Below are 22,538 nucleotides of genomic sequence, written 5' to 3'. Positions count from 1 at the left end.
GCCGACTGTGCAAACAGGCACAAAACTGCGCCATATGTTCGATATCCTGGTTTATCTGTACGAGAATTACTACACGCCGCAAGCCTGTCCTGCGGCTGACGTGCTGGCCAAGCGGCTTGCCGCCGCGGGGTTCGAGCACGAAGACATCGACGATGCGCTCGGGTGGCTTTACGGCCTCGCCGAGACCACGGAACGCTGCGTCGATCTCGCCCAGGCGCCCACCACCGGCACCCGGATCTACACCGATAACGAGTATCAGCAGCTCGGCACCGAATCCATCGGCTTCATCGCCTTCCTGGAGTCGGCTGGCGTGCTACCCGCGCCCCTGCGCGAAATCGTCATCGACCGGGGCCTGGCTTCGCCCGAATCGCCCGTGCCGCTGTCCAAGATCAAGATCATCGCCCTGATGGTCCTCTGGAGCCAGGAAGCCGAGATCGACAATCTCGTCCTGGAAGAGCTGTTGGACGACGAAGGCGTGCGCCGCCTCCATTGACCGCGGCGCGCCGCCGCAACGGATCTCTTTTTCCCGCCCCACCCGCGCGCAAACGCGCGGGCATTGCCCTGTGACCTACGTAGGCCGTTTCGCTCCCAGCCCCAGCGGTCCGCTGCACGCGGGCTCGCTCGTAGCCGCGCTGGCGAGCTGGCTGGACGCGCGCGCCCATGACGGCCGCTGGCTCCTGCGCATCGAAGACGTGGACACGCCGCGCACCGTGCCCGGCGCGGCCGACCGGATCATGGCGCAATTGGCGGCGCTGGGCCTGTCCTGGGACGGCGACGTCATGTGGCAGTCCCACCGCGGCGATGCCTACCAGGCCGCCTTCGACGCGCTCGCGGCGCGGGGCCTGATCTACGGCTGCGGCTGCACCCGGCGGGAAATCGCCGACTCGGCCTTGCGCGGCCAGGCCAGTCCCGGCGCCGACGGCGAACGACCGTACCCGGGCACCTGCCGCAACGGCCTGCCGGAAGGCCGCCTGGCCCGGGCCTGGCGCGTGAGGCTGCCGGAAGGCGTGGAACGCTTCGAAGACCGCTGGCTGGGTCCGCAGGAACAGGACGTGGCCCGGGCAGTGGGCGACATGGCGCTACGGCGCGCGGACGGCCTGTGGGCCTATCAGCTGGCCGTGGTGGTGGACGATGCGGCGCAAGGCGTCACGGACGTGGTGCGCGGCGCGGACCTGCTGAGCTCCACGGCGCGCCAGCGCGTGCTGGGCCGCCTGCTGGGCCTGCCCCCCGTGCGCTACCTGCATGTGCCGTTGATCCTGGATGCGGACAGCGGGCTCAAGCTGTCCAAGCAGAACGGCGCGCCGCCCATCGATACCGGCACGCCGCAGGAGGCGCTGAAGAGCGCCTGGGCGGCCCTGGGCTTCGAGCCCTTCCCGGCGGTCGACCGCGACGCCTTCCTGCGCGAAGCCACCGCGCGCTGGGCGCGGCGCTTTCCCTAGGATCCTCCACGACGGCGGAAGTGTCTGACACCCATACGCGATGCCGCCGCGGGCTGCTGGGAGCTTCGCGGGTGTCTGACACCCGGGAAAAGCACGCACCAGCCTGACGCGCCTCGCGTACGGGTGTCAGACACTTCCGGATCGGGCGCTATGGATGACCGAACCGGATGGGGTTCTATGAACCTACAGCGGCTGCAGGTCCTCTCCCAGCATGCGCACCAGCAACGCCTCGCCGTTGTCGGCCACGCGCAGTTCGCCGTATCTCGCGACCTGGTAACGCTCCGCCTGCCCCTCGGGGAAGAAATACGCGTTGGTCACGATGCGCACGCCGTTATTGCGCACGCGGTAGCGCAACGGTATTTCGGCATCGCTATGCGGGTGCACCTCCGGCTGGATGCGCAGCGGCTGCGATACGCCGCGCTCGTCGCGCGCCAGCATGACGTAGCCGTCGGGCTCGTAGCCCAGGATGGAATCGCCCTCGCGCTGGTCCGTGCCCCCCAGGCGCAGCCGCGTAACCTCGCGGCTCGCGGCGAAGTTCAGGGCCATGTAGTCGCCCTGCATCAGGGAACGCGGATCCACCGGCGCCAGCTCCAGGATGACCACCTTGCCGGAAGCCAGCAGTTTTTCGCGCTGCCAGATGCCGCCGTTGGCCACCGCCAGCACCAGCGCCAGGCCGCCCAGGATGGCCAGGGTGCGCCAGCGCAGCGCGCCCGAGACGGGCGGCAGCGGCCTGTGCGCGGCGGGCGCCTGCGTGCGCATCAGCCGCGGCACCAGCCACACCAGGCCCCGCAGGATGAAGAGCAGCACCGCGGCGCCGCCCAGCCACAGCGCCTTCTGCAGCAGCGGCACATCGAGCTGGTAATAATAGACGCCCAGGTAGGCCAGCAGGCTGAGCACGCCGAAGATCGCCAGGCGCGGCTGGTTCAGCCCGAAGCCCAGCAGCAGCCAGGCCAGGGCGAAGCCCACGCCGGGGCTGGGCAGCCAGAACAGGGCCAGGATCAGCAGCGCCAGCGGCACGCCCCAAGTCACGCCGGCCGTGAGCACGTGGCGCCGCGGCCACAGCACCGCCAGGGCCGCCGCCGCCGGCAGCAGGGCGCCGGCCGTCACCAGCACCGCCGTGCGCGGATTGAGCTGCCACATCGCCGGCAATTGCTGGGCCGAAATGCCGCCCGCCAGCCACACCATGCCCTGGACCGACAGCAGGAAGGCCCAGGCCAGCGGCTGCAGCGCGTGGGCGCGCTTGCCGCCCAGGCGATGGCCGAGGCTGAACAGGACCGCCGTGGCCCAGGCCCCCGCCACCGCGACGGGCAGCCAGACGAACGTGGCCTGCGCCAGGTCGAAGTCCAGCCAGGCATCCAGCAGGTCTTCGCGCATCAGCTCCGGCACCAGGCCGCGCCAGATCAGGCCGGCCGCCGCCAGGGCGATCAGCAGGCCGCTCAGGAAGCGCAGGATCGCGTCGGGCCCCAGGGCGTAGACCGCCGCGGCCATCAGCAGCACGAACAGGCAGGCGTTGGTGAACGAGGTGGAGCTGGACAGCCCGTAGATGATCAGGATCTGGCCGGTGAAGGCCATGGCCGTGCCGCACTGGCGCCAGAAGGGGCCCGCGTCGCTGCGCAGCACCGCCACGCCCGCGGCGCACAGCACCAGGCCGGCCACCAGCGCCCCTTCCTCCGTCGTGATCACGCCGGAGAAGGCGACGAACACCAGCAGCAGCAGGGTGGCCAGCCAGGCGCTCAGGCCCAGCAGGCATTGCACGTACCAGGGCGGATCGGCCTGCGCCGGGGCGGAGGCCAGCTGCGCCACCGGCGCGCCCGCATCGGCCGGGTCGACGGCGTTACCCGCCGACGCGGCGGCGGGTTCGGCATCTGCCGCCGCGACGGGCGCCGGCGGTTCCGCGCCCAGCCGGCGCAGCCAGCGGGCGGCCCAGACCGCTTCCGCCATCAGCAGCGCGGCCAGCGGCAGAGCGGCCCACACACCGGGCTCGAGCCGCAGCAGCCATTCGCCCACCACCCGCAGCGACACGCAGATCACGCCCGCGGCCAGCATCGCCAGGATGACCAAATCGCGCCGGCCCCGCTGATAATAAAAGCCCAGGCCCAGCGTGACGGCCAGCCAGGCCACCCCGTTGGCGGTGCCCAGGCCGCGAAGAAGAATGTAGTCGCCGAACATCAGGGACAGCACCAGCACGCTGATGGTCAGGGCGGCCAGGATGCGCGGCCCGAAGAGCGTGCTGGCCCGCCAGCGGCGCGCGGCGACTTCCCAGGCCAGCAGCAGCACGAGATTCAGGGCGGCCATGATCAGGCTGGAGGCCCCGGGGCCGCCGAAGATCATCCACCAGTCGAAGGCCCTTTCGCCCAGCCACAGGGCCGTGGCCACGTTCAGCACCAGCGCCCAGAGCAGCCAGACGGCCTGGCTGCCTGCCGCCAGCGCCCAGGGCAGCAGCAGCACCGCCCACCAGGCGAACAGTTCCCAGGTATCGGCCCCGGTCTGGTAAGTTTGGCCCAATAGCGCGAGCAGGGCGCCGAGCAGGATGCCGGCCAGCGCCAGGAGGGCGCCCGGGATGCTGCGGCGCACGCCGGGGGTGCCCCGCAGGCGCAGCCCGGCCCAGGCCGCAGCCAGCACGCAGACCGCCAGGAGCCCTTGCAGGCCGGCGAAACGCTGTACTTTGGTCATGTCCTGCCAGTTGGCGGCAACCCAGCAGACTGCTGCGCTGCCAAGCAGCAAAACGCCCAGCCAGAGGGTGCTCCGCGCCAGGAATTGACGCCAAGCGTGCAGTTCGGATCCCGCTTGTCTTTCAGTGCCGACTTGCATCTCGCGAATCTCCGATCTTATTATCCGCGCTACTAAGGCGGGTCTACCGCCACTGGATACACATGAATAAAACGCTGATTATTGCCGAGAAGCCCTCGGTGGCCCTTGATATATCACGCGCCTTGGGAGGCTTCGCGCGCGAGGGCGACTATTTTGAAAGCGAACGTTACGTCCTTGCATCGAGCATTGGTCATTTGCTCAGCTTGGTCGCGCCCAACGATCCGGTCAAGGGGAAATGGAGCTTCACGCACCTGCCCGTGATTCCGCCTGAATTCGAACTGGGCCCCACCGACAAAAAATCCGCGGAACGCCTGAAGCTGCTGGTCCGCCTCGCCAAGCGCAAGGACGTGGACGCCATCATCAACGCCTGTGACGCGGGACGCGAGGGCGAACTGATCTTCCGCTACATCATTCAGTATGCGGGCGTGAAAAAGCCGATCCAGCGCCTGTGGCTGCAATCGATGACCCAGGCCGCCATCCGCGAAGCCTTCGCCAACCTGCGCGACGACGTCCAGCTCAAGCCGCTGGAAGCGGCCGCCCGTTCGCGCGCCGAAGCCGACTGGCTGGTGGGCATCAACGGCACGCGCGCCATGACCGCCTTCAACAGCAAGGACGGCGGCTTCTTCAAGACGCCGGTCGGCCGGGTGCAAACCCCCACGCTGGCCATCGTGGCCGAGCGCGAAGAGCGCATCCGCCGCTTCGTGCCGCGCGACTACTGGGAAGTGCGCGCGCAGTTCGTGGCCGCCGCCGGCCTGTATGAAGGCCGCTGGATCGACCCCGACTTCAAGAAAGACGAGCGCGACCCCGAAAAGCGCGAATCGCGCCTGTGGTCGCAGGCCGCCGCGCAGAGCGTGGTGGCCGCCTGCCGCGACCAGCCCGGCAACGTCACCGAGGAATCCAAGCCGTCGACCCAGATGTCGCCGGCCCTGTACGACCTGACGTCCCTGCAGCGCGAGGCCAACGGCCGCTTCGGTTTTTCGGCCAAGACCACGCTGGCGCTGGCCCAAACCCTGTACGAACGCCACAAGGCGCTGACCTACCCGCGTACCGATTCACGCTACCTCCCCGAGGACTACATCGCCACGGTGCAGGAAACCATGCGGGCGCTGGCCACGGGCGGCTCCAACGCGGTGGGCGGCCTGTCCCGCCACGCGGAGACGGTGGTCAGCCGGCAATGGGTGAAGCCGAACCGCCGCATCTTCGACAACAAAAAGGTGTCGGATCACTTTGCCATCATCCCCACGCTGCAGATCCCGCACGACCTCAGCGAGGCCGAGGGCAAGCTGTACGACCTGGTGCTCAAGCGTTTCCTGGCGGTGTTCTTCCCCGCCGCCGAGTACCGCGTCACCACCCGCATGACCGAAGTGCAGGGGCACCGCTTCCGCACCGACGGCAAGGTGCTGGTCAACCCGGGCTGGCTGACCGTCTACGGCAAGGAAGCCCAGGGCGAGGACGCCAACCTGGTTCCCGTGGCGGACGGCGAGACCGTGCGCACCGAGGACGTGGAAGCCGTGGGCCTGTCGACCAAGCCGCCGGCGCGCTTCAACGAAGGCACGCTGCTGTCGGCCATGGAAGGCGCCGGCAAACTGGTGGACGACGAAGAACTGCGCGAAGCCATGTCCGAACGCGGCCTGGGCACCCCGGCCACGCGCGCGGCCATCATCGAAGGCCTGCTCAACGAAGTCTATCTGCGCCGCGAAGGCCGTGACCTGGTGCCCACCGCCAAGGCGCGCCAGCTGATGACGCTGCTATCGGGCCTGGATGTCACCGAACTCACCTCGCCCGAACTGACCGGCGAATGGGAGCACAAGCTCAAGCAGATCGAGCAAGGCGGCCTGGACCGCGCCGCGTTCATGCGCGAAATCGCCCAGATGACGCAGGTGATCGTTAAGCGCGCCAAGGAATACGAGCGCGACACAGTGCCCGGCGACTACGCCACGCTGCAGACGCCGTGCCCCAAGTGCGGCGCGGTGGTGAAGGAGAACTACCGCCGTTTTGCCTGCACCGCCTGCGACTTCTCCATCGGCAAGCACCCCGGCGGCCGCACGTTCGAGCTGCCGGAAGTGGAAGAACTGCTGGCCAAGCGCGAAATCGGTCCGCTGCAAGGTTTCATCAGCAAGATGGGCCGGCCGTTCGCCGCCATTTTGCGCATCAGCGACGAATTCAAGCTGGAATTCGACTTCGGCCAGAACGACGAGGACGACAACGAGGCCGTGGACTTCTCGGGCCACACGCCGGTCGGCAAATGTCCGAAGTGCCAGTCGCGCGTGTTCGAGCACGGCATGAGCTACGTCTGCGAGAAGTCCGTCGGCCCCGAGAAGACCTGCGATTTCCGTTCGGGCAAGGTCATCCTGCAGCAGGAGATCTCGCGCGAGCAGATGGAAAAACTGCTGACCGACGGCCGCACCGACCTGCTCGACGGCTTCGTCTCCAGCCGCACCAACCGCAAGTTCAAGGCCTTCCTCGTCCGCCAGACGGACGGCAAGATCGGCTTCGAGTTCGAGCCTCGTCCTGAGAAGCCGGGCCGCGCGCCGGCCAAGACGGCGGCAAAAACCGCGACCAAGACCGCCGCCAAAAAGGCGCCGGCCAAGAAGGCCGCGGTGAAGAAGACCGCAACCAAGACGGCCACGAAAACGGCCGCCAAGAAGGCGGTGAAGAAGGCGGCGCCGAAGAAAGCCGCCGGTGTCTGACACCCTGAGACGCCGACTCGAACGGTAAGGCCGTCTCATCGGGTGTCAGACACCTCACGAGCGGCCAGCAGTTCCACAACGCCCGGGCAACCGGGCGTTTTCCATTGTTGGACGCCAGTTGCTGGGGTATTGTCTACGCCAAACAGCTGCAACCAGACCAATCCCGAGGATGACATGAGCAACAGCCCCGACTTCACCACCCGCCGCCGCGTGCTGGCCGCCGCAGGCGCGCTGGCCGGCATCAGCCTGGTCAACGGCCGCGTCGCGTTCGCGCAGCCCAAGCTCGGGCGCGTGGCCTATGGCCAGGGCAGCATCGACCCATTTTTCGCCGCCGGCTACGTCGCGCTGAAGAAGGGCTATTTCGGCGAAGGCGGGCTCGAGGTCGAATACCTGAATTCGCAGAGCGGGCCGCGCACCAACCAGCTGCTGGCCGCGGGCCAGATCGTATTCGGCGCCACCGCCGCCACCGCGGCGCCCGCCCTGACCTTGGCCGGCAAGCCTGCCACCCTGGTGTTCGGCTTCGATCGCAAGCTCACCTACGCCAACATCATCGTGCGCCGCGAAGACTTCGACAGCGGCAAGATCAAGTCCTTGAAGGATCTTGCCGGCAAGCGCGTGGGCGCCACCCAGCCGCAGTCCAGCACCTGGCTCATGGCCCTGTACCTGATGCAGAAGGCCGGCGTGGCCGACAAGGTCGACATCCGCCCCCTGGGCGACCTGGCGACCATGCTGGGCGCGCTCAAGACGGGTTCGGTGTCCGCCAGCATGGCGACCATGTCCATGATGGAACAGGCGCGCCAGGAAGGCTGGGGCGTGCCGATCTTCGACGCCACCACCGAAAGTTCGTGGAACGAATTCATGGGCGGCGACGTGCCCGGCATCGCGGCCCTGACCCTGCAGGACACCATCCAGAAGCGCCCCGAAGTGGTGCAGGCCTTTGTCACCGGGCTGGTCCGGGCGCAGGACTTCATCAGCGCCAACAGCGCCGCGGCCGTCACCGACGCCATCTACGACGACTACCTCAACGCCTTCCCGCGCGAGGCCATCCAGAAGACGCTGGGCGTCTACAAGGAAACGGTGTTCCTGAAGGACAACCTCATCACCCAGGAAGCCTATGACCGCATGACGGCCATCATGGGCGACGGCCGCCAATTCTCCAACGAAGAGATCAAGACGGTGCCCTACGACCGCTGCGTGAACATGAGCTTCGTGCGCCGCGCCCGGGGCCTGTAATGATCACGCTGGACAAGGTCGGCAAGGCGTACCAGACACGCCAGGCCACGACCCACGCGGTAGGCGAGGTCAGCCTGACGATCCCGGAAGGCGAGTTCGTCTCCATCGTGGGGCCTTCGGGCTGCGGCAAGAGCACGCTGTTGAACATGATCGCGGGCTTCCTGCGCCCGACCACGGGCACCATCCGCGTGGACGGACGCCTGGTGGACGGGCAGGTGCCGCCCGCGCTGGGCTACATCTTCCAGAAGGACACCCTGCTGCCCTGGTTCAGCGTGCGCAAGAACGTGGCGCTAGGCCTGAAGTTCCAGGGCGTGCCCGCCGGCAAGATCGAGCGGCGCGTGGCCGAGCTGCTGGAACTGGGCCATCTCAGCGCCTTCGCCGACGCCTTCCCGCACCAGCTGTCGGGCGGCATGCGGCGGCGCGTGGCGCTGCTGATGAGCCTGGCGGTGGAACCGCGCATCCTGCTGCTGGACGAACCCTTCGGCGCCCTGGACACGCACACCAAGACGCACCTGCACCGCGAGCTCATCGAGATCTGGCGCAAGCTGGGCCAGACCATCGTTATGGTCACGCACGACCTGGACGAGGCCATCCTGCTGTCCGACCGCGTGGTCGTGCTGTCCGGGCCGCCCAGCCGCGTGCTGCTCGACGAGCGCATCGCCATCCCCCATCCACGCGATGTCTTCACCCTGCGCGAAACGCCGCAGTTCGTGACCCACGTGCAGAGCCTCTGGAGCGTGCTGGGACAGCAGTTCCGCGCCGCCGCCTGAATCATGATCCCCATCGATACTTCCGAATCCCTGCAGGACCAGCTGCGGCTGGACCGGCGCGCCGGCATGGCGCGCCGGCTGCGCATCACTCTGTGGCAAGTGCTGATCCTCGCCTTCATTTTGGGCTCCTGGGAAATCCTGACGCGCATCCCGTGGTTCGCCCAGAACACGCTGTTCGACCCCTTCTTCATCAGCCAGCCCTCGCGCGTGGCCGTGCGCTTGTGGGAATGGCTGCAGCCCGGCCCCCGCTCGGTCTGGCCGCACTTGTGGCTGACCCTGCAGGCGACGATGGTCGGGCTGGTGGTCGGCGTGGGCAGCGGCTTCATCGTGGGCATGACGCTCAGCCGCAGCCGCTTCCTGGCCGACGTATTCAACCCCTTCATCGTGGCGTTCAACTCGATGCCGCGCATCGCCTTCGTGCCGCTCATCACCATGTTCTTCGGCCTGGGGCTGGCCTCCAAGGTGGTAACGTCGTGGTTCGTGGTGTTCTTCCTGGTGTTCTTCAATACCTACAAGGGCGGCCGCAGCGTGGAGCGCGAGCTCGTGGATTTCTGCCGCACGCTGGGCGGCTCCCCCCGCCAGATCCTGTGGCGGGTGCGGATTCCGACCGCCGCAGCGTGGACCTTCGCGGCGCTGCCCAACGCCATCAGCTTCGCGCTGATCGGCGTGGTGCTGGCCGAATTCGTCGGCTCCACGACGGGAATGGGCTACCTGATGATCACGGCGCTGGCGACCCTGAACGCCACCGATATGTTCGCGGCGGTGACACTGCTGTCGGTCGTGGGCATCGCGCTGGTCTATTGTGTGACCTGGCTGGAACGCCGGCTGCTGCATTGGGCGCCGGAATTCCGCGAAGGGTAGGTTCACCCCCGAAGCGCTGCGCGCTTCCCCCTCAAGGGGACGCCGCCGCGGGCCGCGCGGAGCCGGCTCCGCGCGGCCCGGCCCGGTCGGGGCGGGGCTGCTGCCAGGCAGCCACCGGGGTTCTTTTGCGGCTCAAGGAAACAATACTGTTGGCTATGAATGACTGACATGAACACGCTGCCGTATCTGCGCAATTTCGAACTGGGCGGGCAGGTCGCGCTGGTGACCGGCTCGGCGCGCGGGCTGGGTTTCTGCATCGCGCGGGCACTGGCCGGCTGCGGCGCGCGCGTGCTGATCAACGGCCGCAATGCCGCCGCCGCGCAGGCCGCGGCCGACACGCTGAAACGCGACGGCCTGGATGCGCATGCGCTGGCTTTCGACGTCAGCGACGACGCGGCCCTGCAAGCGGCGTTCGGCCGCATCGATGCCGAACATGGCCGGCTGGACATCCTGGTGAACAATGTGGGCGCGCGCAACCGCAAGACGCTGGCCGCCGCCACGCCGGCCGAGATCCGCGACCTGATCGACACGGACCTGGTAGCCGGCATGCTGCTGGCCAAATTCGCCGCCGAGCGCATGGTGCGCCAGGGCGCAGGGCGCCTGATCGCTATCACCTCGGTAGTCGGCGAACTGGCCCGCTCGGGCGACGCGGTCTATCCGGCGGCCATGGCATCACCAGCAACGCCATTGCCCCGGGCACCTTCGCCACGGAAACCAACGCGGCCATGGTCGCGGACCCGAAGTTCGGGCCGCGCATCGCCTCGCGCAACCCGATGGGCCGCTGGGGCGAACCGGAAGAGATCGCCGGCGCGGCCGTGTTCCTGGCCTCGCGCGCGGCCTCGTACGTGAACGGGCACGTACTGGTGGTGGACGGGGGGCTGTCGATACAGTTTTGAATCGGGCGATGGGGTGTCAGACACCCGGGGGGCGCCGGCGTCAATCCGGCAGGGTGTCTCGTGCGGGTGTCAGACACTGGAGATGCCTGAGGCCGATTGCGTAGGCGCAGATTGCGTAAGTGTCTGACACCCGTACGCGATGCGCTTTCAGGCTGAAGCCGGCGCTCCCCGGGTGTCTGACACCAAGAACCAGATCAAGTCGTCTCGTCCTGGTACCACACGCCCTCGGCCAGCATCATTTTCTGGTGGCCATGGCCGGCGGGCATCATGGGGAAGCAGTTCTCCTGCGCCGCGACCGCGACATCCAGGAAATACGGACCGTCGTGCGCCAGGCATTCGGCCAGCGCTTCGTCCAACCGCGCTGGATCGTCCACGCGGGCGGCGCCCCAGCCGAAGGCGCGCGCCAAGGCCACGAAGTCGGGCAGCGACGCGTTGTAGCTGTGGCTGTAGCGGCCGCCGTGGATCAGTTCCTGCCACTGGCGCACCATCCCCATGTAGCCGTTGTTGCAGAGCACGACCTTGACGGGCGTCTGGTGCTGCATGGCGGTGGACAGTTCCTGGATGTTCATCAGCACCGACGCATCGCCGCTGACGCAGACCACGGTCTTGTCGGGATGGCCGACCTGCGCACCGATCGCGGCGGGCACGCCGTAGCCCATGGTGCCGGCGCCGCCGGAGGTCAGCCAGCGGTTGGGCGCGTCGAAGCGCAGATACTGCGCCGCCCACATCTGGTGCTGGCCCACGTCGGTCGAGACGATGGCGTTGCGGTCGGCCAGGGCCGCGTTCAGGCGCGACATCAGGTGCTGCGGCAGGATGGCGTCGGCCGCTGGCGTGTAACCCAGGCAGTCCTCGGCCCGCCACGCGCCGATGCGCGACCACCACGGCGCCAGCCGCGCGGCGTCCAGCGGTTGGTCGCCCAGCTCCGCGCGCAGCGCACGGACCAGCGGCAGGCAGTCGCCCACCAGTGCCACATCCACCCGCACCACCTTGTTGATCGAAGCCGGATCGATGTCGATATGGATCTTGCGCGCGTGCGGGCAGAACTCCGACAGCTTGCCCGTGATGCGGTCGTCGAAGCGGGCGCCGATGCAGACCACCAGGTCGGCGTTGTGCATGGCCAGGTTGGCCTCGACCGTGCCGTGCATGCCCAGCATGCCGACGAATTGCGGGTTGGAGGCCGGGAAGGCGCCCAGGCCCATCAGGGTCAGGGTGCAGGGCGCGCCGGTATGGCGCACCAGGTCTGTGAAGGCCTCGCAGGCCTCGGGGCCGGCGTTCACCAACCCGCCGCCGCCATAGAAGATGGGCCGCTTGGCCTGCGCGATCAACGCGGCGGCGCGGCGCACGGCCGACTGCGGCAGCTTGGGCGCCAGCTTGCTGGCCTGGCGCCGGGCGCGCAGCGCGGCCAGCTTCTGTTGCGAGGGCGCGGCCGGGATGCCGTCGTCCGCGTCGCGCGGCACGGCCAGCTGCACATCCTTCGGGAAATCCACCAGCACCGGGCCGGGACGGCCCTGGCGGGTCAGTTCGAACGCGCGTCCCACCACGCCCGCCACGTCGTCCACCGCGCGGATCTGCGTATTCCACTTGGTCACCGAACGCGAGATACCGATGGCGTCGCACTCCTGGAAGGCGTCGGTACCGATGGCCGCCGTGGCGACCTGGCCGCTGATGCACAGCACCGGGATCGAGTCGCACATGGCGTCCAGCAGTCCGGAGGTGGTGTTGGCCATGCCAGGGCCCGAGGTCACGAAGACCACGCCCGTGCGGCCCGTGCTGCGGGCGTAGCCCTCGGCGGCGTGCACGGCCGCCTGCTCGTGGCGCACCAGCACGTGGCGCAGGCGCGGCTCGGCGTAAAGGGCGTCGTAGAGGGGCAGCACCGCGCCCCCGGGGTACCCGAAAACCGTATCCACCCCGTAGGCGATCAGCGTATCGAGCAGAATTTTCGCCCCGTTTTCGACGGGGCGATCAGAGGCGGCAAGCGCGGCGGCGGCGGTGGGGTGCAGGCGATCGTTCATGCTATCTATCTTATTCGTAGATCGGAAGAATATTTATCTTCTTTTCTACTGATAACCGCCAGACGCAGTAAATTTATCTTTGATTTTGAGGAATCGAAGAAAATGAACCTGGACAAGTTTGATCTCGCCATTCTGAAGGTGCTGCAAGAGAACGCGCGCGCCAGCCTGAACGACATCGGCGCGGCCGTGGGGCTGTCGTCCACGCCGTGCTGGAACCGCATCAAACGCATGGAGAGCGCCGGGGTGATCCGCGGCTACACCGTGGACATCGACCCGGCCAGCCTGGGCTTCATGGATACGGTGATCGTCCACGTGACGCTGGAGAGCCACAGCGAGGAAACCCTGTACGAGTTCGGCCGGGCGCTGGCGCAGATTCCCGAGGTCCTGGAGGCCTTCCTGGTCTCGGGCGACTATGACTATTACATCCGCATCGCCGTGCGCGACACCCGGGACTACGAACGCCTGCTGCGCGAGCAGCTCTACCGGATTCCGGGAATCCGGCACAGCAAATCGTGCTTCGTGCTGCGCCGGCTGAAGGAAACCCAGCTGCCGCTGACCGGCCCGTCGGATTGATGGCGCGTCAGCGCAGCACGAAATCCACCGGCCGGGCGGGCTCGGGCAACGGCCGCACGCCCAGGCCTTCCAGCAGGTCGATCTCGATCACCCGGGCCAGGGCCGACAGCGGCAGATCGTTCTCGTCCGTGCCGAACGGGTCTTCCAGCTCGTCGCCCACGGCATCCAGGCCGAAGAAGGTATAGGCCACGATAGTGACCGCCACCGGCATCAGGTATTCCAGCGCCCCGACCAGCCCGAACGGCAGCAGCAGGCAGAACAGCCACGCCGTCCGGTGCAGCAGCAGCGAATAGGCGAACGGCGACGGCGTGAACTTGATCCGCTCGCAAGCCGCCTGGATGGCGGCGCAGGCGGCCACGCGCCGGGTCAGCCCTTCGTACAGGATGTCGCTCAGCTCATCGCGCCGCAGGCAGGCGGCCAGGTCGCGGTTGATGGCCATGAGCAGGGCGTCCGGCACGTTCCGGCATCCGGCCAGCGTCTCGGCCTCGTCCTGCTGCACCCAGGGCCGCGCCGCGGCGGCCATGTCCTCTTCGCGCAGCCTTGCGGCCAGCGCGTAGGCAAAGCCGATGCAGCGCCGCACGATGCGCTCCTGCAGCGGATTGGCCGTGCTAGCGGCCAGCAGCACCGCGCTCTCGCGCGCCAGGCTGCGCGCCTGCACGATCAGTTCGCCCCATTGCTTGCGGGCTTCCCACCAGCGGTCGTAGCAGACGTTGTTGCGAAAGCCCATGAACACAGACAGGGCCAGGCCGAACAGCGAGAAAGGCACCGCCGACAGATGGGCGGGCGAAAACCATTGCCGGTGGTACATCCCTACCACCAGACAGGACAGCAGCGTGATGACGAGGATGCGGCTCAGGATGCGGGGGATGATGGAACCGCGCAGAACAAAGAACAGGGCCAGCGCGGAAGGACGCGGACGGACGATCATGATGCGTATTCGATCGGAAACAGGGCGGCGCACACTATACGCCCGTCGTCCTGTAAAGAAGCCGCCGATATAATTCTGTTTCGTCTCACCGCCACCGCCGCCGCCCAATGACCACCGAAGCAACCCCGATCAAGCCCTGGCACGTCGTCCGCCGCTCCAAGCTGCACGGCAATGGCGTCTTCGCCACACGCAAGATCCCGGCCGGTACGCGCATCATTGAATACGGCGGCACGCGCATCAGCGCCAAGGAAGCAGACCGCCGCCATCCGACCAATCCGGACGATCCCTTCCATACTTTCTTCTTCGCCCTCAGCTCCGGCCGCGTGATCGACGGCGGCGACGAAGGCAACGACGCGCGCTGGATCAACCATTCCTGCGAGCCCAATTGCGAGGCCCAGGAAGGCAAGCACGGCAAGCGCGTCTACATCGTCGCGCTGCAGGATATCCCGCGCGGCACCGAGCTGTTCTACGACTACGGCCTGGTGCTCGACGGCCGCATCACCAAGAAGCTCAAGGAAGGCTACCGCTGCCTTTGCGGCACGCCGCCGTGCCGCGGCACGATGCTGGCGCTGCCCAAGAAAAAGCAGAAGGCCGCCAAGCCGGAAACCGCCGACGCCGCGTCCTGAACGCGGGGCGGGGATCCGTCCCCAGGAACGGCCAAGACCCCGGCCGCGACGCGCGTATTCCGCGCCCCGCCCCGGACAGGCGTACAATCACCCGGTCGTTAACACGACATGCAGTACGTCTTCAGGGCGGGGTGAAACTCCCCACCGGCGGTATGCCATGCAATGTGGCGAGCCCGCGAGCGCCCGGCGTCCATCACGGACACTGGGGTCAGCAGATCTGGTGAAATGCCAGAGCCGACGGTCATAGTCCGGATGAGAGAAGATGTGCCGGCACAATTCCGCCTGTCCTGGCGCGCCCGCGTCCGGACGACGGTATTGCGTTCGGCTGTCGAGCAGCCCTGGAACGTTTTTCGCCCCTTTCAACTTGCGAGAGCGTTTCCAATGTCCAACGTTACCCTTACCCAGCAGTCCCCCATCCCCAGCCTGGCTTCGCAGCCCTTCGCCGCCCGCCTGCAGCGCGCCCTGCATCATCTGCGCCTGGGCCGGCCGGTCATTCTCATGGACGACTTCGACCGCGAGAACGAGGCCGACCTGATCGTCGCGGCCGACAAGCTGACCGTGCCCGTCATGGCCCAGCTGATCCGCGACGGCAGCGGCATCGTCTGCCTCTGCCTGCCCGGCGAAACCCTGGACCGCCTCGGCCTGCCGCCCATGGTCCAGCGCAACCAGAGCCGCTACGCCACCGCCTTCACGGTTTCCATCGAGGCGCGCGAAGGCGTCAGCACCGGCGTATCGGCGGTGGACCGCGTCACCACCATCCGCGCCGCCATTTCCCCGGCCGCGCAAAGCGAAGACATCGTCAGCCCGGGCCACGTGTTCCCGCTGCGCGCCCAGCCGGGCGGCGTGCTGACCCGCCGCGGCCACACGGAAGGCTCCGTGGACCTGGCGGTGCTGGCCGGCTTGCGTCCGGCCGGCGTGCTGTGCGAACTGATGAATGCCGACGGCACGATGATGCGCGGCGCGGCGCTGGAGCGCTATGCCGCCCTGCACGGGCTGGTGGCGCTGACCATCGCCGAACTGGCCGACCACCTGCAACAGTTGAAGGACGGCCAGGCGGAAGCCATCGACGATGAAATCCTGGAAATGGCTGCAACGGCCTGATGCTTGCGAAGGCGGCGCCGGCTCCGGCGCCGCCCTGCTTCTCAGCGCCGCCCCTTGAGCGCCACGGCCACGACCATCGCCGCCAGCGCGCACGCGCCGCCCATCGCATACACCGCGCCGTAGCCCTGCGCCCCGGCCAGCCAGCCGGCCGCCGGGCTACTCAGCCCCAGGGCGATGTCCAGGAAAGCCACATACGCGCCCATGGCCATGCCGCGGCTTGCCGCAGGCACGCGGCGCACCGCCTCCACGCCGAAGGCCGGAAACGCCAGCGAATAGCCCGCGCCCGTCAGTAGCGCCCCGGCATAGGCCCAGGCCGGCGTGGAGCCGGTCCAGATCAGCCACTGTCCCGCCGCTTCTATCAGCACGCAGACCAGCGCCACGCGCGCGCCGCCCAGCTTATCCGGCAGTCCGGCAAAGAACACCCGGGCCAGGATGAAACCCGCGCCGAATGCGGTGAACATCCAAGCGGCGCCGTTCCAGCCCCGCTGCGAGAACAACAGGCTCACGAACGCGGTGATCACGCCGAAGCCGACGCTGGCCAGGGCCAGGCCCGCGCCGGGCAGGAGCACCAGTCCCAGCACCCGATAAAAGGGCGTGCGCGCGCCGCCCGCTGCGCGCACCCCGCGCAGCGGCAAAACCAGCGCCAGGGCCGCCAGCGGAATCAGGGCCGTGGCCCAGGCGATGCCCGCGAAGCCGGCGGCGCCGTAGAGCCGCATGCCGGCCGGCGCGCCCAGCGCGTAGGCGGCGTAGATCGCCACGCCCACCCAGGCCATCACCCGGCCCGCGTTCTGCGGCCCCACGCGCCCCACGCCCCAGCTCAAGGCGCCGGTGACGATGAGGCTTTCCGCGCAGCCCATCAGTGCGCGCCCGGCAAGCAAGGCAGCCAGGGCCGCCTGCGGCCTGGCCGACAGATCGTCGGCCAGCAGATAGAACTGCCCCGCGATCGAGCCCAGCGCGAAGCCGCCCACTACCGCGCGCTTGGCGCCGCGACGATCGGCCAGGGACCCCGCATAGGCGCGCGACAGCAGCGCGGCGGCGAACTGCAGGCCCGCCACGACGCCGACGACCAGCGCGCCCATGGCGAGCGTGCCGTCCACGTATAGAGGCAGCACCGGCATGGGCAGGCCGACCATGAAAAAGCCGACGAACACCGCCAACGCCAGCGGCAGGATTTGCGCGAAAACGGAACGCGCGGGTCCGTGGGCCGAGGGCATGGCCCCGGCCGCAGATAGATTCGACATGGATATTCCTTGGACAGGTGATTGCGTCCCGCCGCCATCGCACGGAAACCGTCGATGGCATAATCCGCCCATGCGGGGCGGCCTTCGGGATCGCCTGACGGAAATTTTATGAGCCATTGCTCATGTTTTATACTCGCCTTTTATCTCGCCCATGACCGCCATCCCACAGCCCCGGAAATCGCCGCGCCAGCTCAGATCCCAGCACACCGTGGATACGATTCTGCAAGCCACGGCTCGCGTTTTGGCCACGCATGGCTATGCCGGCACCAATACCAACCTGATCGCGGAAACCGCCGGCGTCAGCGTCGGTTCGCTGTACCAGTACTTTCCCAACAAGAACGCGCTGATCGCCGCGCTGCACGACCGCCACGACAACCAGATGCTGGACGTCATCGACGAGGTCCTGGACAGCAATCCCGCCGCCACGCTGCGGGAGCGCGTCGCGGCCATCGTGCAGGCCATGCTGCATGCGCATTTACTGGAACCCGCGCTGCACCGCGTGCTGGAACGGGAGTTTCCGCTATTCGACCAGCCGCACGAACACAGCCGCGCCGACCAGGACATCCATCGCCGCATGCGGCACCTGCTGGAGTTCCATCGCGGCGAGATCGCGCAGCAGGACCGCGACCTGGCGACCTACGTGGTGCTGCGCATCATGGAATCGCTGGTGCACGCGGCGGCGCTGGAGCCGCCCGCCGGCTTCTCGCCGGAGCAGCTGGAACAGGCGGTGGTCGATGCGGTGATGGGATACCTGGGCACGCCCGCCGCCGCGGGCCGGCCGGCGCCGCGCAAGGCGGCGGCCAAAACGGTGCGCCGCTAGGGCGCCTCGGCCATGCGGGCCAGGCAGTCGGCGGCCTCGCCCTGGACGATGCGGGCGCTGCACGCCAGCATCAGGTTCAGGCCCAGCCCGAAGTCTTCGACGGTGTAGCCCTCCGCATCCACCATGCGCGATACGCCATCGTCTGCCGCCGCCCCGACAGCCACCTGGTCGATCAGCGATCCGGCCTGCCGGGTATGGCCCCAGACGGGTTTGCCGCAGGCGATGGCGTAGCCCACCTCGAACGCCGTCCCGGAATCGGGCTCGGCGCCGCGGAACGGGTTCAGGTTGGCCATTACCATGTCGGCGCGGCGGATCAGGGCGACGTTCTCGCGATAGATCCATTGCGCCAGCGCCGGGCCGGACAGGTCCCGGGGCGCCTGATTATCCAGGGGGAACAGGCCTTCGAAACCATGGGCGGCGCACAGCGCCTTCAGCCTTTCGCCGTGCGCCTGGGCATCGGGCAGGAACACGTCGAAACCGGCGAGATACACGCTGCGCATGGGACTACTCCGGATCGGAGACGTTGAAGGCTTCGCCCGTGGCGAAGAAGGAACCACCGGCCAGATAATGGACCGAGCGGCGCTCGTCGTCCGGGAAATGCCAGCGGTTGCCCGAAAACACTTCCGGCGCGGCCCAGGCGGCTACGACTTCGCCGATGAACAGATCGTAGGCCTGCTGGTTGTGCGGCTCGGGCACGACCCGGCACTCCAGCCAGCCCAGGCAGCCGCTGACCAGCGGCGCGCCGATCTTGCTGGCCGGAAACGTCGCCAGGCCGCTGGCCTGGAACTTGTCTTCGCCGCGCCCGGAATGCGATCCCACCTGCAGCGTGGCCTGGGCCTGCGCGCGCGAGGGAATGCACAGCGCGAACTCGCCGGACGCTTCGATCAGCTCGCGCGTGTAGGTGTTCTTGTCCACCACCACCAGCATCTTGGGCGGACTGAAATCCAAGGGCATGGCCCAGGCCGCGGCCATGACGTTGCGGGCCTCGCCGTGCGCGCTGGTCACCAGCACGGTGGGGCCGTGGTTCAGCAGCAGGTAGGCGCGCGGCAGTTGGACGGGCTCGATGCGGGACATGATCCGCTTCCTTTCAGGACGAATGGGCCTTTGGGGGGCCGACGCTAGAACATGCCGTTCTGGTTGGCCGGATTCTCGGGAATCTCCTGGCTCACGTCCCAATGCTCGACGATCTTGCCGTTCTCCACCCGGAAGATATCCACCACGGCCTGGCCGCGGTCTTCCGGCGAATCGCGCCACAGGTTGTGGATCATTACCAGGTCGCCCTCGGCGATCACCCGCTTGATCTCGACGACGGACTGCGGATGCTGCTCGAAGTAGGCCGGGAAGAAATCCACCATGGGCTCAATGCCGTCCTGCATGTACGGATTGTGCTGCGTATAGCCGGGGCCGACATACCGGCGCACCGCCTCGTCGATGTCGCGGTCCTGGAACATCATGCGGAAGAAGGCCACCACGATGTCCTTGTTGGACTCGGGCGCGGCCGCGCGCGCGGGCGCGATCGCCAGGGTGGCGGCGGCAACCAGCATACAGAAGGCCAACGATTTCAACTTCATACGCATACAGGACGACTCAGGTCATGACGCCGGTTGGCGCGGTCTGCCAGTTTACAAATAAATACGCGGACACCGTGACCTTTCCCGCAATGGAAAAAGGGGCCTTGCCCAGGCCCCAATTTTCCCGGCCGCCCGAGGACGGCATGCCATCGGATCAATAGCCGACGGTATAGCGGCGGCGCGAGTGCTTGGGCGTCTCCAGTTCGTCGGCCAGCGCTATCGCATAGTCTTCCATGGAGATCCAGCTCTTGCCCTCATCGTCGGCCAGCAGGGTATCGTCGCCGACGCGGAACTTGCCGGTGCGCTCGCCCGGCTCGAACAGCGCGGAAGGCGACAGGAACGTCCAGTTCAGCACCTTTTCCTGGCGCAGCACGTCCAGGAACACCACGCCGGCGCGAGCCTCGGGCTTGTAGGCGTCCGGGAACTCGGGCGTATCGATCAGCATCTTGCCGGGCGCCACCTGCAGGCTGCCCGCGCCCCCCACCACCAGCAGGCGCGGCACGCCGGCGTCCTTCACGGCATGAAGCAGGGGCTTGGCGTCGGAGGAAACAAAGCGCGACGCGCTGATCACGGCGTCGTGGCCGGCCAGGATCGAGGTCAGCGCCTCCGGATCCGTGGCGTCGCCCTGCTTGATGGTCAGGCCGGGCTGGGGATTCACGTCGGACAGGTTGCGGGCGATACCCGTGACCTGGTGGCCGCGCTTGAGCAACTCATCCGCCACGCGCGAACCCACGCGGCCGGTAATTCCGATCAATGCGACTTTCATGGTCTTGCTCCTTGGAAAGGGAAGCCGGGTCGGCCGCCGCACCATGCGGCGCTGCGCGTCCAGCTCAGGCAAAGCCATACTATTCGGTCAAATCCGATCAAAAAACCCGCTAAAGCGGAAGAGTTTTTTGCATTTCATGCACCAATCTTGCGAAAACCAAGCAAGAAGGGCGCCATGGCGGCAAATCGATCGGTTCGGGCCGCCCTGCCAGTTTGCGCTCCGCGGCCCCGCTTGAACAGGGGCCGCGAACCGGGGGCGGGGGGCGCTCAGCCGGCGGCCCGCTGCGCCTGGTAGACCTGCAGATGCGCGTAAGCGGTGCGCAGGTAGGTCGCGTCCACGCCCAGCGTGCGGGCGCGGCGGAGCATGTCGCCCACGATGTGGTCGGCCTCGACCGGCAGGCCCTGGCGCAGGTCCCGGAACATCGAGGCGGTCATGGGCTGCGTGGGATCGGTCAGGATCTTGCGCGCCGACGCGTCGGCTTCGGGCCGGACCGCGTGGCCGGACGCGGCGGCGACGGCCTGCGATTCCTGCAGCAGCGTGCGCAGGATGTCGAGGCCGTCATCGGTGGAGGCAATTTGCCCGACGGACCCGCGCATCATGCAGGTGGCGGCCGCCAGCGTGGTCAGGAACACGTACTTTTCCCAGATGTCCTGGTAGATCTCGCCGCTCAGGCGGCAGGAATACTCGCCGCCGGCCAGCGCCTGCTCCAGCGCTTCGCAGCGCGCGCTGCGCGCCGGGCCCGCGCGTTCGCCGAAGACGATGCTGGCGTGCTTGCCCAGGTGCACCACTTCGCCCTCGGGGCCGAGCGTGGCGTTGATCTGGCAAAGGCCGCCCAGCACGCGATGGGGCTCGAATTCGCGGTCCAGCACATCGTATTGCAGCACCCCGTTCATGATGGGCAGCACGGCCGTGTCCGGCCCGATCGCGGGGCGGATCGCTTCGATGGCGCTGGGCAGGTCATAGGCCTTGCAGCTGAGCACCACGACGTCGTAGCTGCCCTGCAGGGTCTGCTGCGTGGCCAGTTGGGGATGCAGCGTGGCATCGCCCAGCGGGCTCTGGATGCGCAACCCCTGCTCGCGGATGCGCGCGGCGCGCGGCTCGCGCACCAGGAATGTCACGTCCGCGCCGGCCTGGGCGGCGCGCCCTCCGAAATACCCGCCGGTGCCGCCAGCGCCCAAGAACAACAACCGCATGTCTGTCTCCTGTCAGGGCCCTGCGCCGACAGCGCGGGCCGATGGCGGAATTATGCGCCTTGCGCGGGCGCGGCGCGCTTGTGCTCGGCCCAGGCCTCGTATCCGCCGCGCAGGGCCCAGGTGTTGGGATAGCCGGCGGCGCGCAGCCGCGACGCCAGCAGCGCCGCCGAGACCTCGTTGGGGCAGGCGCAATAGACGACGATGTCGGAATCCAGCGCCCCGGCGTCCAGCTTGGGCAGGGGCGCCTTCAGGTCCACCGCGATCGCGCCCGGGATCCGCTGCTCGTCGCGCACCGCCTCGGGCCGCACGTCGAAGACGAGCGTGTTGCGGCCATCCTCGCGCCACTGCATCAGCTCATCCACCGACAGGCGGGGGATGACGCGCAGGCTGCGCAACAGGATCCGGCGCCGCAGGAAGCGCGCCAGGATGTACAGCGCCAGCACCGCCGCCAGCAGGCCCAGGCCCATCGCGCCATAGGTGCCCAGGATCTCGAGGACATCGTTCACGACGTTGTGGAACAGGCCGCCCAGGAGCAGGGCCGAGCCCACCCAGATCAGGGACCCGGCCAGGTCGTAGACCAGGAAGCGGCGGTAGGCGGTGCCCGTCAGGCCCGCCATGACGGTGGACAGCGCCCCCGCGCCCGGCAGGAACTTGCAGACCAGCAGCGCCCGGACGCCGATGCGCAGATACAGGCGCTGCGTCTGGCGGATGCAGGAGTCCTGCGACAGCGACATCTTGCAGATCACGCCCAGCAGGCGCGAGCCGTAGCGCCGGCCGGCCACGTACCAGAGCGTGTCGGCCAGCAGGCAGGCGGCCGTGGCCGCCAGCCAGGGCACGGCCCAGCCGCCCGCGCCACCCAGGGCGCCGGCCGCGATCAGCATAGGGTAGGCGGGCACCGGCAAACCGGCCTGCTCCACCAGCACATTGGCGAACACCAGCCACCCGCCGTACTGTTCGAGCAGCAATTGAATGTCTTGCATGAGGCCTTCCAGCTCGCCGCGCCGCGC

Annotated in this window: 20 protein-coding genes, 1 pseudogene and 1 riboswitch; of the genes and pseudogenes, 11 read left to right on the top strand and 10 right to left on the bottom strand. The window is 68.1% G+C overall.

Features of this window, described 5'->3' with window-relative positions; translation table 11 throughout:
* The first annotated feature begins 34 nt into the window (after nucleotides 1–34).
* Together AGI3411_RS13130 and gluQRS are read left to right on the top strand one after the other, a co-directional pair.
* Entirely contained in the window at nucleotides 35–493 is a 459-nt protein-coding gene (locus AGI3411_RS13130; RefSeq protein WP_129527810.1) for a Smg family protein, read from the top strand.
* A 70-nt stretch (nucleotides 494–563) separates the two neighbouring features.
* Nucleotides 564–1,439: a tRNA glutamyl-Q(34) synthetase GluQRS gene (gene gluQRS / locus AGI3411_RS13125; protein WP_165359165.1), complete on the top strand. Its 876-nt coding sequence runs from the start codon at nucleotides 564–566 to the stop codon at nucleotides 1,437–1,439.
* A gap of 183 nt (nucleotides 1,440–1,622) precedes the next feature.
* On the opposite strand, the gene AGI3411_RS13120 is transcribed toward gluQRS, so the two are convergent.
* Nucleotides 1,623–4,250: a GDYXXLXY domain-containing protein gene (locus tag AGI3411_RS13120; RefSeq protein WP_129527808.1), complete on the bottom strand. Its 2,628-nt coding sequence runs from the start codon at nucleotides 4,248–4,250 to the stop codon at nucleotides 1,623–1,625.
* A gap of 62 nt (nucleotides 4,251–4,312) precedes the next feature.
* Between AGI3411_RS13120 and AGI3411_RS13115 the strand changes: the two genes are divergently transcribed.
* The 5 genes and pseudogenes from AGI3411_RS13115 to AGI3411_RS13095 all read left to right on the top strand — a co-directional run bounded on the left by AGI3411_RS13115 (nucleotide 4,313) and on the right by AGI3411_RS13095 (nucleotide 10,700).
* Nucleotides 4,313–6,940: a DNA topoisomerase III gene (locus AGI3411_RS13115; protein WP_129527807.1), complete on the top strand. Its 2,628-nt coding sequence runs from the start codon at nucleotides 4,313–4,315 to the stop codon at nucleotides 6,938–6,940.
* A 174-nt stretch (nucleotides 6,941–7,114) separates the two neighbouring features.
* Nucleotides 7,115–8,173 (top strand): ABC transporter substrate-binding protein, encoded by a 1,059-nt coding sequence (locus AGI3411_RS13110; RefSeq protein WP_129527806.1) that lies wholly within the window; start codon nucleotides 7,115–7,117, stop codon nucleotides 8,171–8,173.
* The gene (locus AGI3411_RS13105) at nucleotides 8,173–8,943 is read left to right on the top strand and encodes an ABC transporter ATP-binding protein (RefSeq protein ID WP_129527805.1); all 771 of its coding nucleotides are present in this window, start codon (nucleotides 8,173–8,175) and stop codon (nucleotides 8,941–8,943) included. The genes AGI3411_RS13110 and AGI3411_RS13105 overlap by 1 nt, the downstream gene beginning before the upstream one ends.
* Nucleotides 8,944–8,946: 3 nt before the next feature.
* A complete protein-coding gene (locus AGI3411_RS13100) occupies nucleotides 8,947–9,804 on the top strand; it encodes an ABC transporter permease (protein WP_129527804.1) in 858 nt (285 codons plus the stop codon).
* 168 nt (nucleotides 9,805–9,972) lie between these two features.
* Nucleotides 9,973–10,700 (top strand): annotated as a pseudogene (locus AGI3411_RS13095) (SDR family oxidoreductase).
* Nucleotides 10,701–10,894: 194 nt separating this feature from the next.
* Here AGI3411_RS13095 and ilvB read toward each other — a convergent pair.
* Entirely contained in the window at nucleotides 10,895–12,721 is a 1,827-nt protein-coding gene (gene ilvB / locus AGI3411_RS13090; protein WP_129527803.1) for a biosynthetic-type acetolactate synthase large subunit, read from the bottom strand.
* 93 nt (nucleotides 12,722–12,814) lie between these two features.
* On the opposite strand from ilvB, the gene AGI3411_RS13085 reads away from it, so the two are divergent.
* On the top strand, nucleotides 12,815–13,285 hold the full coding sequence (locus AGI3411_RS13085) for an Lrp/AsnC family transcriptional regulator (RefSeq protein ID WP_129527802.1): 471 nt from the start codon (nucleotides 12,815–12,817) through the stop codon (nucleotides 13,283–13,285).
* Nucleotides 13,286–13,292: 7 nt separating this feature from the next.
* Here the strand turns inward: AGI3411_RS13085 and AGI3411_RS13080 are convergent, their stop codons facing one another.
* Nucleotides 13,293–14,213: a bestrophin family protein gene (locus AGI3411_RS13080; RefSeq protein ID WP_129527801.1), complete on the bottom strand. Its 921-nt coding sequence runs from the start codon at nucleotides 14,211–14,213 to the stop codon at nucleotides 13,293–13,295.
* A gap of 107 nt (nucleotides 14,214–14,320) precedes the next feature.
* On the opposite strand from AGI3411_RS13080, the gene AGI3411_RS13075 reads away from it, so the two are divergent.
* Both AGI3411_RS13075 and ribB read left to right on the top strand, forming a co-directional pair.
* The gene (locus AGI3411_RS13075; protein ID WP_129527800.1) at nucleotides 14,321–14,839 is read left to right on the top strand and encodes an SET domain-containing protein; all 519 of its coding nucleotides are present in this window, start codon (nucleotides 14,321–14,323) and stop codon (nucleotides 14,837–14,839) included.
* Between the two features lie 113 nt (nucleotides 14,840–14,952).
* Nucleotides 14,953–15,107: riboswitch (FMN riboswitch) on the top strand.
* A 113-nt stretch (nucleotides 15,108–15,220) separates the two neighbouring features.
* Entirely contained in the window at nucleotides 15,221–15,940 is a 720-nt protein-coding gene (gene ribB / locus AGI3411_RS13070) for a 3,4-dihydroxy-2-butanone-4-phosphate synthase (protein ID WP_129527799.1), read from the top strand.
* A 41-nt stretch (nucleotides 15,941–15,981) separates the two neighbouring features.
* Here ribB and AGI3411_RS13065 read toward each other — a convergent pair whose 3' ends face one another.
* Entirely contained in the window at nucleotides 15,982–17,181 is a 1,200-nt protein-coding gene (locus AGI3411_RS13065; RefSeq protein WP_129527798.1) for an arabinose transporter, read from the bottom strand.
* Nucleotides 17,182–17,332: 151 nt separating this feature from the next.
* Here AGI3411_RS13065 and AGI3411_RS13060 point away from each other — a divergent pair, with 151 nt between their 5' ends.
* The gene (locus AGI3411_RS13060; protein WP_129527797.1) at nucleotides 17,333–18,001 is read left to right on the top strand and encodes a TetR/AcrR family transcriptional regulator; all 669 of its coding nucleotides are present in this window, start codon (nucleotides 17,333–17,335) and stop codon (nucleotides 17,999–18,001) included.
* Here the strand turns inward: AGI3411_RS13060 and AGI3411_RS13055 are convergent.
* The 6 genes from AGI3411_RS13055 to AGI3411_RS13030 all read right to left on the bottom strand — a co-directional run bounded on the left by AGI3411_RS13055 (nucleotide 17,998) and on the right by AGI3411_RS13030 (nucleotide 22,511).
* Nucleotides 17,998–18,501 (bottom strand): nucleoside 2-deoxyribosyltransferase, encoded by a 504-nt coding sequence (locus AGI3411_RS13055; RefSeq protein WP_129527796.1) that lies wholly within the window; start codon nucleotides 18,499–18,501, stop codon nucleotides 17,998–18,000. The genes AGI3411_RS13060 and AGI3411_RS13055 overlap by 4 nt on opposite strands.
* A gap of 4 nt (nucleotides 18,502–18,505) precedes the next feature.
* A complete protein-coding gene (locus tag AGI3411_RS13050) occupies nucleotides 18,506–19,075 on the bottom strand; it encodes a flavin reductase family protein (protein ID WP_165359163.1) in 570 nt (189 codons plus the stop codon).
* A gap of 44 nt (nucleotides 19,076–19,119) precedes the next feature.
* Nucleotides 19,120–19,578 carry a nuclear transport factor 2 family protein gene (locus AGI3411_RS13045; protein WP_129527795.1) on the bottom strand — a complete coding sequence of 153 codons (459 nt, stop codon included), beginning with the start codon at nucleotides 19,576–19,578 and terminating at the stop codon, nucleotides 19,120–19,122.
* 148 nt (nucleotides 19,579–19,726) lie between these two features.
* Entirely contained in the window at nucleotides 19,727–20,338 is a 612-nt protein-coding gene (locus AGI3411_RS13040; RefSeq protein WP_129527794.1) for an NAD(P)-dependent oxidoreductase, read from the bottom strand.
* Nucleotides 20,339–20,604: 266 nt separating this feature from the next.
* Complete coding sequence (panE, locus tag AGI3411_RS13035; protein ID WP_129527793.1) at nucleotides 20,605–21,531, bottom strand: 2-dehydropantoate 2-reductase; 927 nt, start codon at nucleotides 21,529–21,531, stop codon at nucleotides 20,605–20,607.
* Between the two features lie 50 nt (nucleotides 21,532–21,581).
* Nucleotides 21,582–22,511: a DedA family protein/thiosulfate sulfurtransferase GlpE gene (locus AGI3411_RS13030; protein WP_129527792.1), complete on the bottom strand. Its 930-nt coding sequence runs from the start codon at nucleotides 22,509–22,511 to the stop codon at nucleotides 21,582–21,584.
* Nucleotides 22,512–22,538: the final 27 nt, after the last annotated feature.

It is taken from the genome of Achromobacter agilis (assembly GCF_900496965.1).
Taxonomy (GTDB): domain Bacteria; phylum Pseudomonadota; class Gammaproteobacteria; order Burkholderiales; family Burkholderiaceae_B; genus Achromobacter; species Achromobacter agilis.
This window is presented reverse-complemented; position numbering and strand designations above follow the sequence as displayed.

Bases quoted from the DNA above. Each gene is read 5' to 3' on its own strand.
- AGI3411_RS13130 (WP_129527810.1), top strand. From the start codon at position 35: ATGTTCGATATCCTGGTTTATCTGTACGAGAATTACTACACGCCGCAA.
- AGI3411_RS13120 (WP_129527808.1), bottom strand. From the start codon at position 4,250: ATGCAAGTCGGCACTGAAAGACAAGCGGGATCCGAACTGCACGCTTGG.
- AGI3411_RS13115 (WP_129527807.1), top strand. From the start codon at position 4,313: ATGAATAAAACGCTGATTATTGCCGAGAAGCCCTCGGTGGCCCTTGAT.
- AGI3411_RS13110 (WP_129527806.1), top strand. From the start codon at position 7,115: ATGAGCAACAGCCCCGACTTCACCACCCGCCGCCGCGTGCTGGCCGCC.
- AGI3411_RS13105 (WP_129527805.1), top strand. From the start codon at position 8,173: ATGATCACGCTGGACAAGGTCGGCAAGGCGTACCAGACACGCCAGGCC.
- AGI3411_RS13100 (WP_129527804.1), top strand. From the start codon at position 8,947: ATGATCCCCATCGATACTTCCGAATCCCTGCAGGACCAGCTGCGGCTG.
- AGI3411_RS13085 (WP_129527802.1), top strand. From the start codon at position 12,815: ATGAACCTGGACAAGTTTGATCTCGCCATTCTGAAGGTGCTGCAAGAG.
- AGI3411_RS13080 (WP_129527801.1), bottom strand. From the start codon at position 14,213: ATGATCGTCCGTCCGCGTCCTTCCGCGCTGGCCCTGTTCTTTGTTCTG.
- AGI3411_RS13075 (WP_129527800.1), top strand. From the start codon at position 14,321: ATGACCACCGAAGCAACCCCGATCAAGCCCTGGCACGTCGTCCGCCGC.
- ribB (WP_129527799.1), top strand. From the start codon at position 15,221: ATGTCCAACGTTACCCTTACCCAGCAGTCCCCCATCCCCAGCCTGGCT.
- AGI3411_RS13065 (WP_129527798.1), bottom strand. From the start codon at position 17,181: ATGTCGAATCTATCTGCGGCCGGGGCCATGCCCTCGGCCCACGGACCC.
- AGI3411_RS13060 (WP_129527797.1), top strand. From the start codon at position 17,333: ATGACCGCCATCCCACAGCCCCGGAAATCGCCGCGCCAGCTCAGATCC.
- AGI3411_RS13055 (WP_129527796.1), bottom strand. From the start codon at position 18,501: ATGCGCAGCGTGTATCTCGCCGGTTTCGACGTGTTCCTGCCCGATGCC.
- AGI3411_RS13050 (WP_165359163.1), bottom strand. From the start codon at position 19,075: ATGTCCCGCATCGAGCCCGTCCAACTGCCGCGCGCCTACCTGCTGCTG.
- AGI3411_RS13045 (WP_129527795.1), bottom strand. From the start codon at position 19,578: ATGCGTATGAAGTTGAAATCGTTGGCCTTCTGTATGCTGGTTGCCGCC.
- AGI3411_RS13040 (WP_129527794.1), bottom strand. From the start codon at position 20,338: ATGAAAGTCGCATTGATCGGAATTACCGGCCGCGTGGGTTCGCGCGTG.
- panE (WP_129527793.1), bottom strand. From the start codon at position 21,531: ATGCGGTTGTTGTTCTTGGGCGCTGGCGGCACCGGCGGGTATTTCGGA.
- AGI3411_RS13030 (WP_129527792.1), bottom strand. From the start codon at position 22,511: ATGCAAGACATTCAATTGCTGCTCGAACAGTACGGCGGGTGGCTGGTG.